Source organism: Sphingomonas sp. AC411 (assembly GCF_979253035.1).
The window spans coordinates 479,306-493,303 of the sequence record NZ_CEEDAQ010000001.1 but is presented as its reverse complement, the minus strand read 5'-3'; the positions used below and the strand labels follow the sequence as shown (position 1 = coordinate 493,303).

At 65.9% G+C, this 13,998-nt stretch carries 13 protein-coding genes and 1 pseudogene; 8 read left to right on the top strand and 6 right to left on the bottom strand.

Annotated features, from left to right (window positions below):
- Positions 1-6 precede the first annotated feature (6 nt).
- The 3 genes from AC0IX7_RS02570 to AC0IX7_RS02560 form a co-directional block, all read right to left on the bottom strand.
- Entirely contained in the window at positions 7-1,050 is a 1,044-nt protein-coding gene (locus AC0IX7_RS02570) for a phosphotransferase family protein (protein ID WP_471813696.1), read from the bottom strand.
- Positions 1,051-1,070: 20 nt separating this feature from the next.
- Positions 1,071-2,153: a Zn-dependent alcohol dehydrogenase gene (locus tag AC0IX7_RS02565; protein ID WP_471810369.1), complete on the bottom strand. Its 1,083-nt coding sequence runs from the start codon at positions 2,151-2,153 to the stop codon at positions 1,071-1,073.
- A gap of 183 nt (positions 2,154-2,336) precedes the next feature.
- Positions 2,337-3,620: an acyl-CoA dehydrogenase family protein gene (locus tag AC0IX7_RS02560; protein WP_471810367.1), complete on the bottom strand. Its 1,284-nt coding sequence runs from the start codon at positions 3,618-3,620 to the stop codon at positions 2,337-2,339.
- 155 nt (positions 3,621-3,775) lie between these two features.
- Here AC0IX7_RS02560 and AC0IX7_RS02555 point away from each other — a divergent pair, with 155 nt between their 5' ends.
- On the top strand, positions 3,776-5,020 hold the full coding sequence (locus tag AC0IX7_RS02555) for a TetR/AcrR family transcriptional regulator (protein WP_471810365.1): 1,245 nt from the start codon (positions 3,776-3,778) through the stop codon (positions 5,018-5,020).
- 96 nt (positions 5,021-5,116) lie between these two features.
- On the top strand, positions 5,117-5,491 hold the full coding sequence (locus AC0IX7_RS02550; RefSeq protein ID WP_471810363.1) for a hypothetical protein: 375 nt from the start codon (positions 5,117-5,119) through the stop codon (positions 5,489-5,491).
- A gap of 98 nt (positions 5,492-5,589) precedes the next feature.
- Here the strand turns inward: AC0IX7_RS02550 and AC0IX7_RS02545 are convergent.
- Positions 5,590-6,854 (bottom strand): annotated as a pseudogene (locus AC0IX7_RS02545) (spinster family MFS transporter).
- A 554-nt stretch (positions 6,855-7,408) separates the two neighbouring features.
- Between AC0IX7_RS02545 and AC0IX7_RS02540 the strand changes: the two are divergent.
- Positions 7,409-8,104, top strand: a complete 696-nt coding sequence (locus tag AC0IX7_RS02540; RefSeq protein WP_471810361.1) for a glutathione binding-like protein — start codon at positions 7,409-7,411, stop codon at positions 8,102-8,104.
- Between the two features lie 441 nt (positions 8,105-8,545).
- Here the strand turns inward: AC0IX7_RS02540 and AC0IX7_RS02535 are convergent, their stop codons facing one another.
- Positions 8,546-9,343 carry an SDR family NAD(P)-dependent oxidoreductase gene (locus tag AC0IX7_RS02535; protein WP_471810359.1) on the bottom strand — a complete coding sequence of 266 codons (798 nt, stop codon included), beginning with the start codon at positions 9,341-9,343 and terminating at the stop codon, positions 8,546-8,548.
- Positions 9,340-9,954, bottom strand: a complete 615-nt coding sequence (locus AC0IX7_RS02530) for a glutathione S-transferase family protein (protein ID WP_248521778.1) — start codon at positions 9,952-9,954, stop codon at positions 9,340-9,342. Before AC0IX7_RS02530 ends, AC0IX7_RS02535 begins: the two co-directional genes overlap by 4 nt.
- A gap of 161 nt (positions 9,955-10,115) precedes the next feature.
- On the opposite strand from AC0IX7_RS02530, the gene AC0IX7_RS02525 reads away from it, so the two are divergent.
- The 5 genes from AC0IX7_RS02525 to AC0IX7_RS02505 all read left to right on the top strand — a co-directional run bounded on the left by AC0IX7_RS02525 (position 10,116) and on the right by AC0IX7_RS02505 (position 13,974).
- Positions 10,116-11,618: a class I adenylate-forming enzyme family protein gene (locus AC0IX7_RS02525; RefSeq protein ID WP_471813694.1), complete on the top strand. Its 1,503-nt coding sequence runs from the start codon at positions 10,116-10,118 to the stop codon at positions 11,616-11,618.
- Positions 11,619-11,746: 128 nt separating this feature from the next.
- Positions 11,747-12,523, top strand: coding sequence for an acyl-CoA thioesterase (locus AC0IX7_RS02520; RefSeq protein WP_471810357.1), 777 nt, complete (start codon positions 11,747-11,749; stop codon positions 12,521-12,523).
- A gap of 133 nt (positions 12,524-12,656) precedes the next feature.
- Positions 12,657-13,010 carry an EF-hand domain-containing protein gene (locus AC0IX7_RS02515; protein WP_471810355.1) on the top strand — a complete coding sequence of 118 codons (354 nt, stop codon included), beginning with the start codon at positions 12,657-12,659 and terminating at the stop codon, positions 13,008-13,010.
- Positions 12,971-13,387 (top strand): hypothetical protein, encoded by a 417-nt coding sequence (locus tag AC0IX7_RS02510; protein WP_471810353.1) that lies wholly within the window; start codon positions 12,971-12,973, stop codon positions 13,385-13,387. Before AC0IX7_RS02515 ends, AC0IX7_RS02510 begins: the two co-directional genes overlap by 40 nt.
- Complete coding sequence (locus AC0IX7_RS02505; protein ID WP_471813692.1) at positions 13,273-13,974, top strand: response regulator; 702 nt, start codon at positions 13,273-13,275, stop codon at positions 13,972-13,974. The genes AC0IX7_RS02510 and AC0IX7_RS02505 overlap by 115 nt, the downstream gene beginning before the upstream one ends.
- Positions 13,975-13,998 lie beyond the last annotated feature (24 nt).

Sequence of the window (13,998 nt, the reverse complement as noted above, 5' to 3'; positions counted from 1 at the left end):
AGGGAATCAGGCCCCCGCCTTCACCGCGAAGCTCCAGGCAGCGTCCGCCAGCCCGTGGATCTTCGCCACCGTCTTCTCTGCCTGCGCACTCGATGCAGTGCCATCGACGATGCGCTTCTTGATACCCTGGACGATACCGGTCAGCCGGAAGAGGTTGTAGGCGAAATACCAGTTGAGATCGGGCACGCCGTCGCGGCCGGTGGCGGCGCAATAACGCTCGACGACCTGCTCGATCGTCGGGATGCCCGTCTCCGGCCCGGTCATGCCGAGCACGCCCGAGCGCCCTTCGGGTTCGGTCACCCAGCTCATCAGCAGATACGAGAAGTCGGCCAGCGGATCGCCGAGCGTCGACAACTCCCAGTCGAGCACCGCGATGACCTTCGGCTCCGTCGGTGCGAAGATCATGTTGTCGATGCGGTAGTCGCCGTGGACGATCGAGGTCCGCGTTTGCTCGGGGAGCGTTCTTGGCAACCATTCGATCAGCCGCTCGACCGACTCCATATGTTCGGTCTCGGCGGCACGGTATTGCTTGGTCCAGCGGCCGACCTGACGTTCGAAATAATTGCCGGGCCTGCCGTAGTCGCCCAGCCCCGCGGCCGCATAATCGGTGTTATGGAGCGCGGCGAGCGTGTCGACCATCGCTTCGTAATGCGCGGTGCGCTCAGGCGGAGCCGCGCCCGGCATCGCGCCGTCCCAGATCGTCCGGCCCTCGACCATTTCCATGACGTAGAAGGCCGAGCCGATCACGGCCGCGTCTTCGCAGAGACCATAAGGGCGCGGCACGGGAAAGCCGGTCGGATGAAGCCCCGCGATGACACGGTATTCGCGATCAACGGCATGCGCGCTCGGCAGGATCGGGCCGAACGGTTTCCGGCGCAGGACGTAGGCGCGGGTCGGCGTATCAAGGCGGTAGGTCGGGTTCGACTGCCCGCCGGCGAACTTAGCGTAGGTGAGCGGCCCGGCATAACCCGGCACGTTGCCCGTCATCCACGTCCCGAGTGCGTCGAGGTCGAGCTTGTCGCGCTCGCCGACTTCGATCGTGCCGACCATGCTGGTGGCTGCGTCGCTCGTCACGAGAAGGTGATCACGCTGCGGGTGGTGTCACCGCGACGAAGCTCGTCGAACGCGTCGTTGATCCGCTCCAGCGGCATCCGGTCGGCGATGATAGTGTCGAGATCGAGCAGCCCGCGCATATAGAAATCGACCAGCCGCGGGATGTCGACCGGGAAGCGGTTCGAGCCCATGAAGCCGCCCTGCAACCGCTTGCCCGACAGCAGGTCCATCGCCGACAGCCCGACCTTCTCGCCGAGCGGCATCATCCCGAGGATCGTCGCAGTGCCCCCGCGTCGCAGGACCTTCACCGCCGTGGCAGCCGACTGCGTACGCCCGACCGCCTCGATCGCGTGATGCACGCCGCCCTTGGTGATCTCCACGACCTGATCGGCGGCGGTATCGGACAGCGCGTCGATGCTGTGCGTCGCGCCGAGCTTTTCCGCCATCGCGCGCTTTTCAGGCACCGGATCGAGCGCGATGATCTTCCCCGCGCCTGCGATCTTGGCCGCATTGACCGCCGCGAGGCCGATACCGCCGCAACCCACCACGCACACCGTCTCGCCCGGCGTCACGTCGGTGGTGTTGAACACCGCCCCCGCCCCCGTCGTGATCGCGCAGCCGAGCAACGCCGCGCGGTCCATCGGCATGTCGCGGTCGATCGCGACGCACGCGTGTTCGTGGACCAGCATCATCTCGGCATACGCGCTGAGGTTCAGCATCTGCGCGATCGGCCGGTCGCCGAGCATGAGGCGCGGTGCGGCGCCCTTCGGACGGCGCACGCTGGCATCGATGCACAGCGACATCCGCCCGGTGACGCAGAACTCGCACTGGCCGCAGAAGGCCGAGAGACAGGTCACGACATGGTCGCCGACCTTCACGCCGCGCACTTCGTCGCCGATCGCTTCGACGACGCCGCACGCCTCATGGCCGGGGATCGTCGGCATGGCGTGCGGATAGGCGCCGTCGACGAAATGGAGGTCGGACCGGCACACGCCGACCGCCATCGTGCGGATAAGCACCTCGTGGGCCGTCGGCTTCGAGACGGTCACGTCCTCGATGCTGAGCGGAGTGTCGGCTTCGAAAAGGACTGCGGCTTTCATGCACTGAGCTCCGGAAACACTGCCGTAAAAACACCGTTACAAATTTTGCCGTTCGTCCCGAGTAGGGGTCGAGCGAAGTCGAGAACCCGTATCGAAGGACCTGCGTTCGGCTACAGGTCCCTCGATACGCCATCTCGACAAGCTCGATGCCTACTCGGGACGAACGGAAGGATGCGGATGGGGTTACCGGCTCACCCCGACATCCCCGCTCGACACGCCACCTTTCCGGAAGTCGCCATACTTCCCGAACTCGTTGCGCGCGATCGAGCGGTTGTGGACCTCGTCCGGGCCGTCCGCGAACCGCAGCGTCCGCATCGCCGCCCAGTCATGCGCCAACCGGAAATCGCCAGAGACGCCACCGCCGCCATGCGCCTGGATCGCGTCGTCGAGGATCCGCAGCGCCATGTTCGGCGCGGCGACCTTGATCATCGAGATCTCGATCTGCGCCGACTTGTTGCCCGCCTTGTCCATCATGTCCGCCGCCTTGAGGCAGAGCAGTCGCGTCATCTCGATGTCGATGCGCGCGGTCGCGATCCGCTCCTCCCAGACCGAGAAGTCGGCGATCCGCTTGCCGAACGCGACGCGGTCGAGCAGTCGCCGCGCCATCGCCTCGATCGCGGTCTCGGCCACGCCGATGGTGCGCATGCAGTGATGGATACGGCCTGGCCCGAGCCGCCCCTGCGCGATCTCGAACCCGCGGCCCTCGCCGAGCAGCACGTTCTCGACCGGCACGCGGACGTTCTCCAGCACCACCTCGCCATGCCCGTGCGGCGCATGGTCGTAACCATAGACCGACAGCATCCGCTTGATCGTCACCCCGGGCGTGTCCATCGGCACCAGGATCTGGCTCTGCTGCTGGTGCCGCGAACCCTCGAAGCTCGTCTTGCCCATGACGATCGCGATCTTGCAGCGCGGATCACCGACGCCGCTCGACCACCACTTCGTGCCGTTGATCACGTAGTGATCGCCATCGCGCACCATCGACGTCTCGATGTTGGTCGCATCCGACGACGCCACCGCGGGCTCGGTCATCAGGAACGCCGAACGGATCTCGCCGCGCATCAGCGGCCCGAGCCACCGGTCCTTCTGCTCGCGCGTGCCATAGCGGTGAAACACCTCCATGTTGCCGGTATCGGGCGCCGAACAGTTGAAACACTCGCTCGCCCAGCCGACCTTGCCCATCTCCTCCGCGCATAACGCATATTCGAGATTGGTCAGCTGGGAGCCTTCGAACGCGAAAGAATCATCGACGTGCGTCTGGCCCGAATGCGGCGGCATGAAGAAATTCCAGAGGCCGGCGGCCTTCGCCTTCTCCTTCATCTCCTCGATCACCGGAATCACCTTCCAGCGCTCGCCCTCATGCGCCTGGTGGTCGTAATCGGCCTGCCGCGGGCGGATATTCTGGTCGATGAAATCGCGGACCCGATCCCGGAAATACGTCTCTCGTTCGCTCAGCGTAAAATCCATGCGGGCTCTCCGTTCGTCATCGCTTTTGAGACGGGTTAGACCATACCGCGTATTCGGTAAAGCGTGTGCGGGGCCCGGAAAGCGTGTTTTCAAGTCCGCCCTGAAAGCGCCTAAAAAGCACTGTATCTTCAAATCGAAGCTGTTAGGGTGTTTCGATGAAGGTTCCGGCAGAGGCCAGCGACGAGAGCGAACAGGGGACCAAGCGCTTCCGTGCGAAGCGTGACGCGATCCTCGCCGCGGCGGCAGAAGCGATCAACGAACAGAGTGCCAAGGGCATGACGTTCGCGGACGTGGCGCGGCGCGTCGGGCTCAACACGACCAGCGTTACCTATTATTTCAAGCGTAAGGAAGACCTCGCGGCGGCGGCGTTCGAGAACACGCTCAGATCCTTGATCGCGATGCTCGACGTCGCAATGGAGGAGGCGACGCCGGAGGAGCGCGTGCGGCGCTACCTCGCGCTCAATATGGATCGTCTCGCCCGCATCCAGCGCGGCGAGGAGAAGGCGTTCGCGGTCCTCTCCGATCTGCGCGCGACCGAGGAGCCGATGCGCGGCCGGCTGATGGCGGGCTGGCGCGAGGTGTTCCGCCGCACGCGCCTGTTGTGGGGGCCGGCCTCTTCGCGCGCGCAGACCGATCTCAACGGCGCACGCGCGCATGTGCTGCTCGAGAACACGTTCTGGTTGCCGATCTGGCTGACGCGCTACGAGCCCGATCAGTACGGGCGCGTCGAGGAACGGCTGATGGACGTGTTCGCGCACGGCATCGCGGGCAAGGACGCCAAATGGTCGCCCACCCTGCTCGATCTGAGCCATGACGAGGCGGAGCCTGGGCGCGAGGCGTTCCTGCTGGCGGCGACGCGCCTGATCAACGAACTCGGCTATCGCGGCGCATCTGTGCAGAAGATCGCATCCGAACTGAACGTCACCAAGGGCAGCTTCTACCACCATCTCGATGCGAAGGACGATCTCGTCATCGCCTGCTACCGTCGCAGCTTCGACACCATCGCCGATGCACAGAGCCGCGGCGAAGCCGAGGGCGGCAGTTACTGGCACAAGCTGTCGAGCACCGTCGCGACCTTGCTCGACGTCCAGTTCGCCGAGCGCGGGCCGCTGCTACGTACCACGGCGCTGAGCGGCCTGCCGGTCGGCGTGCGCAATGCGATGGTCGATCGCTCGAACGGCATCGCGCGGCGCTATGCGGGCATGATGATGGACGGGATCGGCGAATGCTCGATCCGCGCGGTCGATGCGCTGATCGCGGCGCAGGCGTTGATGGCGCTCCAGAATGCGGCGTTCGACATGCGGAAGTGGGCGTCGACGATGCCGCGTGAACGGGCGATCGCGATGTATGCCTCGACGTTGATGTACGGCCTGTTCGACGATCGGATGGCGAAGGCCTGACCGTTCTCCCCAGACTGGTCGACGTTCGCAGCCGGAACGGTTTGGTTACGCCGCATTAACCGCTGACAGTTGATTTCTGGCCTTCACGGAGGCCGCATGCACACCATAACGACCGATCTTGCGACGGGTATCATCGAGGTCGACGCGTCCGGCTTCTGGACGATCGCGCATGTCGAGGAATTCCTGCGCGACCTGGAGCGCGAGGGACGGCGCGTGCTGGCAACCGGCAAACGCCACATGCTGCTCTGCAATTTCTCGAAGTCCGCGATTCAGCCACAGGAAGTGATCGCAATGCTCCAACGCGTCGCGGTGTCGATGCCGCTGAAGTCGCGCAAGGTCGCGCTGTATACCGACGGCAAGCTCGCGCGGTTGCAGGTCAAGCGGATCGCGTCGGTGCGCGACGACATGGCGGTGTTCGACGACCGGGCGAGTGCGCTGGCGTGGATGCTGGAAGACGGGCCCAACGGATAGCTCGAGTAAGCAGTATCCCCTCAATCATCTTGCGACCGTGTGGGGATCGCCAACGCCCGCCCCCACCCCGTCATCCTGACGAAAGTCAGGACCCAAAGTTACGAACGCCATCCCCTGCGATCCTGGGTCCTGACTTTCGTCAGGATGGCGAAGAAGGCGTACGTCACCTGGCCAAATCTTCGTCCCGCTTCAACAGAACCCCGGCGCGCCAATAATGGAACAGCGCCCACGGCGTCATCAACACGATGATCACCAGAGCATACCGTAGCGAGATCCTCGCCGAATCCCGGCTTCAACAGATCGCTCAGCCACCCTACCAGCGTCGGCCCAAGCCCGAGCCCGACCAAGTTGATCACCAGCAGCGTGATCGCCGCCCACATCGCGCGGATCTGCAACGGCGCGAGATGCTGGATCAGCGCGAAGCTCGGCCCGAGATAAGAATTGGCGAAGATCAGCGAGACGAAATAGCTGCCGATCGCGATCGCCGGCGCATCGATCAGGTAGAAGGCGAGCGCGAACGGCAGCGACAGCCCCTTCATCCCCAGCACGACCCAGGCCTGCACATGCAGCCCGTGGCGCTTCGCCAGCACGTCCGCGATCTTGCCGCCCGCAAGCGCCGAGACCGCGCCGAACAACGCCCCCGGCAACGCGACATAACGCGAGATATCGAGCATCGAGACGCCCAGCGAGCGCTGCATATAGCTCGGCCCCCAGCCGGTCAGCGCATAGCCGATCATCGAAGTGAGCGTGACACCGACCACCAGATGCCGCGCCGGGGCACTCGCCCACATCGACGCGAAGCCTTGCGCGACGCTGGGCATCGGCTTCACCTCGGTAGCGCGGGCAGCATCGGACAGGCCGCGGCGCGGCTCGACCATGAACAGGCGGACGAGGACCGCGAGCGCGATTCCCGGCAGGCCGACCGTCATCATCGCGATCCGCCAGCCGTAGAGTGCGCGACGACTCCGCCGATCAGCGTGCCGAAGCCTGCGCCGAGTACCACGCCGAGCGAATATACCGCCATCGCGCTCGCGCGCTTCTCGGGCGGATACAGGTCGGCGATGATCGAATGGCTGGGCGGGCTCGACCCCGCCTCGCCGATGCCGACGCCGATCCGGAACAGCATCAACTGCGTGAAGTTCTGCGCAAGCCCGCACAGCGCGGTCATCGCGCTCCAGATCGTCAGGCTGGCCGCGATGATGTTGCGCCGGCTAGTCCGATCCGCGAGTCGCGCGACCGGGATTCCCAGCGTCGCATAGAAGATCGCGAACACCAGCCCCGACAGCAGCCCGAGCTGCGTATCGGTCAACAACAGGTCCGCCTTGATCCGCTCGAGCAGGATCGCGAGGATCTGACGGTCCATGTAACTGAAGAAATACGTGAAGGTGAGCAGCGCGAGCGTCAGGCCCCGTCGCTTCATCGCCAAGGCATCGGCGATCTCGAGATGGGACTGATACGCGACGGCCATCGGCAATACCTCGAAGTCGAAACAGACCTTACGCTAGGGCATGGCGACCGTACCAGACAAGCTAAAGCTGCAATCCCCGTACATCTGCGACGAGCCGAGGGCATGACGATGCCGGGCGGGTTTGTCGCGACCGAGCAAAGTCTTGCGGGTTTCGCGGTGTAACCGGCGGTTCGCGAGAAGGACGGCGGAAGATGCGTCCTCATTCGGGTCGCTCTTCCGCCTTATCCCCTCTCCAACGTCGTGGCCGGGCTCGTCTTCGCATCGTCGATGGAGCGGAGCGTCCGGGCAATCTGAATACCGGGTATGCGGCTCCCTCGCATAGATTCGCGGCGTTGCAAAGCGACTTTTGCCCGCCGCCGCATTCTTGGCGAATCCGACCGCCGTGTTGCGCTTGTTGCACGCCGTGCCCTGCCCCATCTGCACTACGACACAATCGACGGAGCACCCCGATGATCGACCTGTTTTACTGGCCCACGCCCAACGGCCACAAGATCACGCTGTTTCTCGAGGAGGCGGGGCTCGAGTACACGATCAAGCCGGTAAACATCGGTGCGGGCGAACAATTCGCACCCGATTTCCTGAAGATCGCGCCGAACAACCGGATGCCGGCGATCGTCGATCACGCACCCGCGGATGGCGGCGAAGCCGTCTCGATCTTCAGATCGGGTGCGATCCTTTTGTATCTGGCTGAGAAGACCGGACGGTTCGGCGGCGGCGACCTGCGTGGGCGGACTGCGGTGAACCAGTGGCTGATGTGGCAGATGGGCGGTCTCGGGCCGATGCTCGGGCAGAATCATCACTTCAATCGGTATGCCCCGGAGAAGATTCCGTACGCGATCGATCGCTACGTGAAGGAGACCAACCGGCTGTACGGCGTGCTCGACCGCCAGCTCGAAGGGCGCGACTTCATCGCGGGCGAGTATTCGATCGCGGACATGGCGGCATACCCGTGGATCGTGCCGTACGAAGCACAGGGCCAGCGGCTGGAGGATTTCCCGAATTTGAAGCGCTGGTTCGAGTCGATCGCGGCGCGGCCGGCGACGATCGCGGCGTATGAGAAGGGCAAGGCGGTGCATGACACCAACGTCCCGATGACCGACGAGGCGAAGAAGACATTGTTCGGGCAGACTGCGGCTGCTCGGTAAGGGGGCCGTAAGGCGGGGTGCGGTAAATCCTCTCCTGCCATTCTGTGTGAAGGCAACGTGAAGGCGAGGTTGCGCTTTCAAACGCCACCCCGGCGAAGGCCGGGGCCCAGTTGGGTGACGCTGCAAAATTTAAAGCAGCGCTTCGTCACAGGAGCCGTTCAATCTGGGCCTCGGTCTCCGCCGGGGTGATGCCTCAACTGCCCGCATCAATAACTGCCCGCATCGGGCAGCTTGGCTCGTGACGTCGGTTTGCCGCTCGCTAAGTTCGCGATGCGGACCTTGTTAATCCTCCCCGCAAGGGGAGGTGGCTGGCCCTTGCCAGACGGAGGGGGCGGAAAGGAGCGGCTGCCGTTCCGTGCCCTCCCCCTCCGTCGCCTACGGCGCCACCTCCCCTAGCGGGGAGGATTGAACTTTCGCCGCTTACCGAGATCATTGATCCCCTCACTCGTCCCGACCCGGCCGCCGCGAGAGGGCGACGTCGAGATGCCCGCCGCCATCCAGCAGCAACACCTCGCCCGTCATCGCCCGGCTTATCGGATCGAGCAGCATCTCGATCGGCCCCGCGACGTCGTCGGGCCCGGTCGCAAAACCCATCGGTACCGACGACGCGACCTTGGCGTTGAGTTTCGCGAACCCCTCCTCGCCCAGCTTCTTCTCGTACCAGCCGGTCGCGACATACCCCGGCGCGACGGCATTGACCCGGATCTCCGGCGCCAGCACGCGCGCCAAGCTCTTCGTCATCGTCACCAGCGCGCCCTTCGACGCGGCGTACGCGACCGACGATCCCATCCCGAACACCCCCGCGACGCTCGCCACGTTGACGACCGCACCCATCGGGCTCGTGCGCAACGCCGGGGCGCAGGCGCGGACCATCTGGAACGGTGCAATCGCGTTCAGCCGGTAGATGTCGAGGAAGTCCTCGGCGTCGAGCGCGTCGAGATCCTCATGTGCGGCGAACTTGGTGCGGCCGGCATTGTTGACCAGGAAGTCGACCCGCCCGAACGCGTCGGTGGCCGCCTTGGCCAGCGCTCGGCAGGCAGCATCGTCGACGATGTCCGCCTGCACCGCGATCGCGCCCTGCCTCACTTCTGCGGCGAGCGCCTCGGCCTCGTCGCGGCTGGTCGCGTAGTTTATGACGCATGACACGCCGCGCGCCGCCAGCCGGCGCACGACCGCGGCGCCGATCCCCGTGCCGCCGCCGGTCACGATCGCGACCGCACCCTGCATGACGTCGCTCATGCCTGCGCACTCGGACGAGCCGACGCACGGGCATGCCAATCCTTCAGGTGCGTCAGTTCGTCGGGTACCGCGATGCCGACGAACTTCGCGAAGTCGATCGTCGTCAGCAGGACGATGTCGGCGATCGTATAGCGCTCGCCATCGAGCCAGTCGCGACCATCGAGCGCATGATCGAACTCCGTCATCGCCGCCAGCACGCGCGGGCGCTGGCTCTCGCCGAACTCGGTATATTGCGGCTGGACGATTCGCGCGGTCCAGGGATGCGTGTGCAGCCAGACCATCGACAGCGGCGTCATCAGCCGCAGCTCGATCCGCCGCGTCCACATGTCGATCTCGGCGATGTTGTGCGCGCCGTGGCCGAACAGCGGCGGCTCGGGGTGCAGCACCTCGAAATAGCGGCAGATCGCGACGCTTTCGGTCAGCACGCGACCATCGTCGAACGCCAGTGCGGGTGTTTGCCCCAGTGCATTGACCGAAAGGAACGAGGCCGACTTGTGCTCGGCCTTGGGGATCGAGATCTGCGCCATCGGCACGCGGACGTGCTTTTCGGCGAGGAAGATGCGGACGCGACGCGGGTTGGGCGCTGGCAGCGCGCTATCGTAGAACAGCAAATCCGTCTCTCCTCGATTCCGGTTTTCGAATATACCGTATGGCATTGCCGGACGGGTTCGCCTAGCGATGCGCAGATGACGACTGCCGCAGACATGCTCGCCACGGGCTTCGCCACGCTGCCCGATCTGATCCACGCGCATGCGCTCGAACGGGGGATCGCATCGCGGTTGCCGATTCTCAGGGTAGCATCGACTATCGGACGCTCGATTCGACGATGGACCGGGTGGCGGCGGCGTTGCAGCGCGACAGGGTGGCGCCGGGGACCGCAGTGGCGATCGTCGCGGCGCCGACGACGGACTATGCGGCCGCTTTCCTTGGTGCGGTACGCGCGGGGTGCGTCGCGACGCCGATCGCGCCGTCCGCTACGCCAGCGGCGATCGCGGCGATGATTGCCGATAGTGGCGCGCCGATCGTGTTCCTCGATGGGGAGAATGCGCGGGCGCTGGAGGGACAGCAACTGACGGCCCGCCCGATCTTGTTCTCCCGCGAAGGCGGGGTCCAGACTGGGCCCCCGCCTTCGCGGGGAACTAGCTTTTCAGGCTTTCGAGGACTGGCTCGCTCCCCCAAAGCTGAGCCAACGCCCGTCGCGATCGCCCCCGAAGACCCGTTCAACATCATCTACTCTTCCGGGACCACCGGAACGCCGAAGGGCATCGTCCAGAGCCACGCGATGCGCTGGGCGCATATCGCGCGCAACAGCGCCGCGGGGTTCGACACCGCCGTGACGATGATCGCCACCCCGCTCTATTCGAATACCACCCTCGTAAGCTTTCTGCCGACGCTCGGCTGGGGCGGCACCGTCGTGCTGATGAAGAAGTTCGAGGCCCGCGCGTATCTCGAACTCGCCGAGCGGTACCGCTCGACGCACACGATGCTGGTCCCGGTCCAGTATCAGCGGATCATGGCGCTGCCCGATTTCGACGACTTCGACCTGTCGGCCTTCCGCTTCAAGACCAGCACCAGCGCCCCCTTCTCCGCCGCGCTGAAGGCCGACGTGGTCGCGCGTTGGCCGGGATTGCTGGTCGAATTCTACGGCATGACCGAGGGCGGCGCGAGTTGCGCGCTGAACGCGACCGCCAACCCGACCAAGCTCCACACCGTCGGCCAGCCGATGCCGGGGCACGAGATCCGCCTGATCGACGACGACGGCAACGAGGTCGCGCCGGGCGAGATGGGCGAAGTCGTCGGTCGCAGCCCGGCGATGATGAACGGCTATCACGGCCGCTCGGAAGCGACGCGCGATGCCGAATGGTATGACGAAGCCGGCAACCGCTATATCCGCCACGGCGATGTCGGGCGGTTCGACGAGGACGGATTCCTCACGCTGATGGACCGGAAGAAGGACCTGATCATCTCGGGCGGGTTCAACATCTATCCGTCCGACCTGGAGACGGCGCTGGCGCAGCACCCCGACGTTGCGGACTGCGCGGTGATTGGCGTTCCGTCCGACGCCTGGGGAGAAACGCCGGTCGGCTTCTACGTCCCGCGCGATGGTGCAAGCGAGGATGCGCCTTCGATCCTGACGTGGGCGAACGCGCAGCTCGGCAAGACGCAGCGGCTGTCGGCGCTCCACGTCGCGGACGAACTGCCACGCAGCGCGATCGGCAAAGTCCTTAAGCGCGAACTCCGCGATCGGCTCGCCTCAAAAGTCCCGTCATCCTGACGAAAGTCAGGACCCAGAGCCACAAGCGCCCCGGTCCTTGGCTCTGGGTCCTGACGTTCGTCAGGATGACGACGGAGGCGAAATCGGCGTTCTACGCGCAATCACCCGCAGACGAGAAAGCTAAACCGATGACCAGTCTCAAACAGGCGATCGACGCGCTGGAGCCGACCGAGGGCGGCTGGCGCGGCACCGTGCCGGAGAACTGGCTGCAAGGCCGCACCGCCTATGGCGGATTCTCCGCCGCGCTCGCGCTCTATGCCGCGCAGAAGTCCGACACCGACCTGCCGCCCTTGCGGTCCGCGCAGGTGTCGTTCATCGGGCCGCTGTCGGGTGATATCACCATCCGCGCGAGCCGGTTGCGGCGCGGTCGCAACGCGGCGTTCGTCCAGGCGGATGTCGAGAGCGCAGCCGGGCTGGGCCTGCGTGCGACCTTCGTCTTCATGGGCGCGGTGGAGTCGCGCGTCGATCATCAGACCGGCGGGGCGCCCCACTTCCCGATGCCGACCGCCGACACGCAGACCTTCCGCGGCCACAGCGCGGTGGCGTTCTCGCGTAATTTCGACCTACTCGACCGCCGAGACGACAGTGTCGGGCCGGCCGAGTGGCTGCGCTGGGCGCGGCTGGTCGAGCGCGAGGGCCTCGATCCGATGGTCGAGATGATCGCGATCGCCGATTGCCTGCCGCCCGCCGCGCTGAAGCTGCTCGGGGCCCCCGCTCCGCTCAGTTCGATGACGTGGCTGCTCAACATCCTCGGGCCGCAGCCGGTGACGAGCGACGGCTGGTGGCTGCTCCGCGCGACCACCGATTACACGCGCGAGGGCAGCTCGAGCCAGCAGATGGCGATCTGGAACACCGACGGCACGCCGATCGCCGAACAGATGCAGAGCGTCGCGATCTTCGCGTGACGCCAGCGGAGGGCGCGTGCGCGCCCGACATATCTTGCGACACATTGGCAGCCCGACGGCAAAACGCTGCGACAACCGGGGTTTAGACCGTCGTCATTCAGTGGGAACTCGTCCCACACAGCCGGAGTCCGACATGCGCAAGACCGTCCTTACCCTGATGCTCGCTGCCAGCGCGATCACGTCCGCTGCCAGCGCGCAGACCGCCCCCGCCCCTGCCCCCGCGACCCCACGTCCGCCGATGCGGCAGGATGCGAACCGCGACGGCGTCATCACGCGCGCCGAGGCGATCGCGCAGGCCGACGCCCGGTTCGCGCAGATGGATACCGACCGCGACGGCCGCGTCAGTGCCGGCGAGATGCGCGCCTATCGCACCGCGATGCACGACCGGATGGTGGCGAACGGTCGCGATGTGCCCGTTCCCCGCCGGGCGGTCGCAAGCATGACGGCATGGGTCGCGGGATGGATCCGAACCGGGACGGCAGCGTGACGCGCGAGGAGTTCGAGGCGCGCGCGCTCAAGCGGTTCGACCGGATGGACGCCAACCGCGACGGCACGATCGACGCGACCGAGCGCGCCAATGCCGCCGAGATGCGCCGCGTCGACCGGCGCGAACGCCGCGAGGGCGTAACCCGGCCCGCCCCGTCTCCGCCCCTGCTCGATAATCCGGAAAGGGGAGGCACCGCGTCCCCGGTGCTTCCCCTGGACAGCCGCCATGCTGAGACACTGCCCCGATGGGAGATATGCCGCATCTGTTGCTCGTCGACGACGAGCGCTCGATCCGCGAGCCGTTGGCCGCGTACCTCACCAAACAGGGGTTTCGCGTCACGCAAGCGGGCGATGCGGAGAGCGCGCGGACGCGGCTGACCGCCTATGCGATCGATCTCGTCATTCTCGATATCATGATGCCCGGCGAGGACGGGCTGTCGCTGTGCCGCCACATCGCCGCGACCAGCGACGTGCCGGTGATCCTGCTGACCGCGCGGACCGAGGAGACCGACCGGATCATCGGGCTGGAGATGGGCGCCGACGATTACGTGGTGAAGCCGTTTTCGCCCCGCGAACTCGCGACCCGCGTGAAGGTCATCCTGCGGCGGGCGACCGCGGGCGGTGCGCGGCAGCATGCGCCCGAGGCGAACGCCTATGCCTTTGCCGGCTGGGTACTGAAATCGGGCGAGCGAGCGCTGGTCGACCGCGAGGGCGTGTCGGTGCCGCTGTCGACCGGCGAGTATAACCTGCTGCTCGCGCTCGTCACCCGTCCGCGCCAGGTGCTCACCCGCGACCAGTTGCTCGACCTGACGCAGGGGCGCGAGGCGGCGGCGTTCGATCGCGCGATCGACAACCAGGTCAGCCGATTGCGCCGCAAGATCGAGGCGGATGCCAAGACGCCCGAGCTGATCAAGACGGTCTGGGGCGGCGGCTATACGCTCGCCGCCGAAGTGACCCGGCTGTGATGCGCCGCCGGTGATCCGGCAACC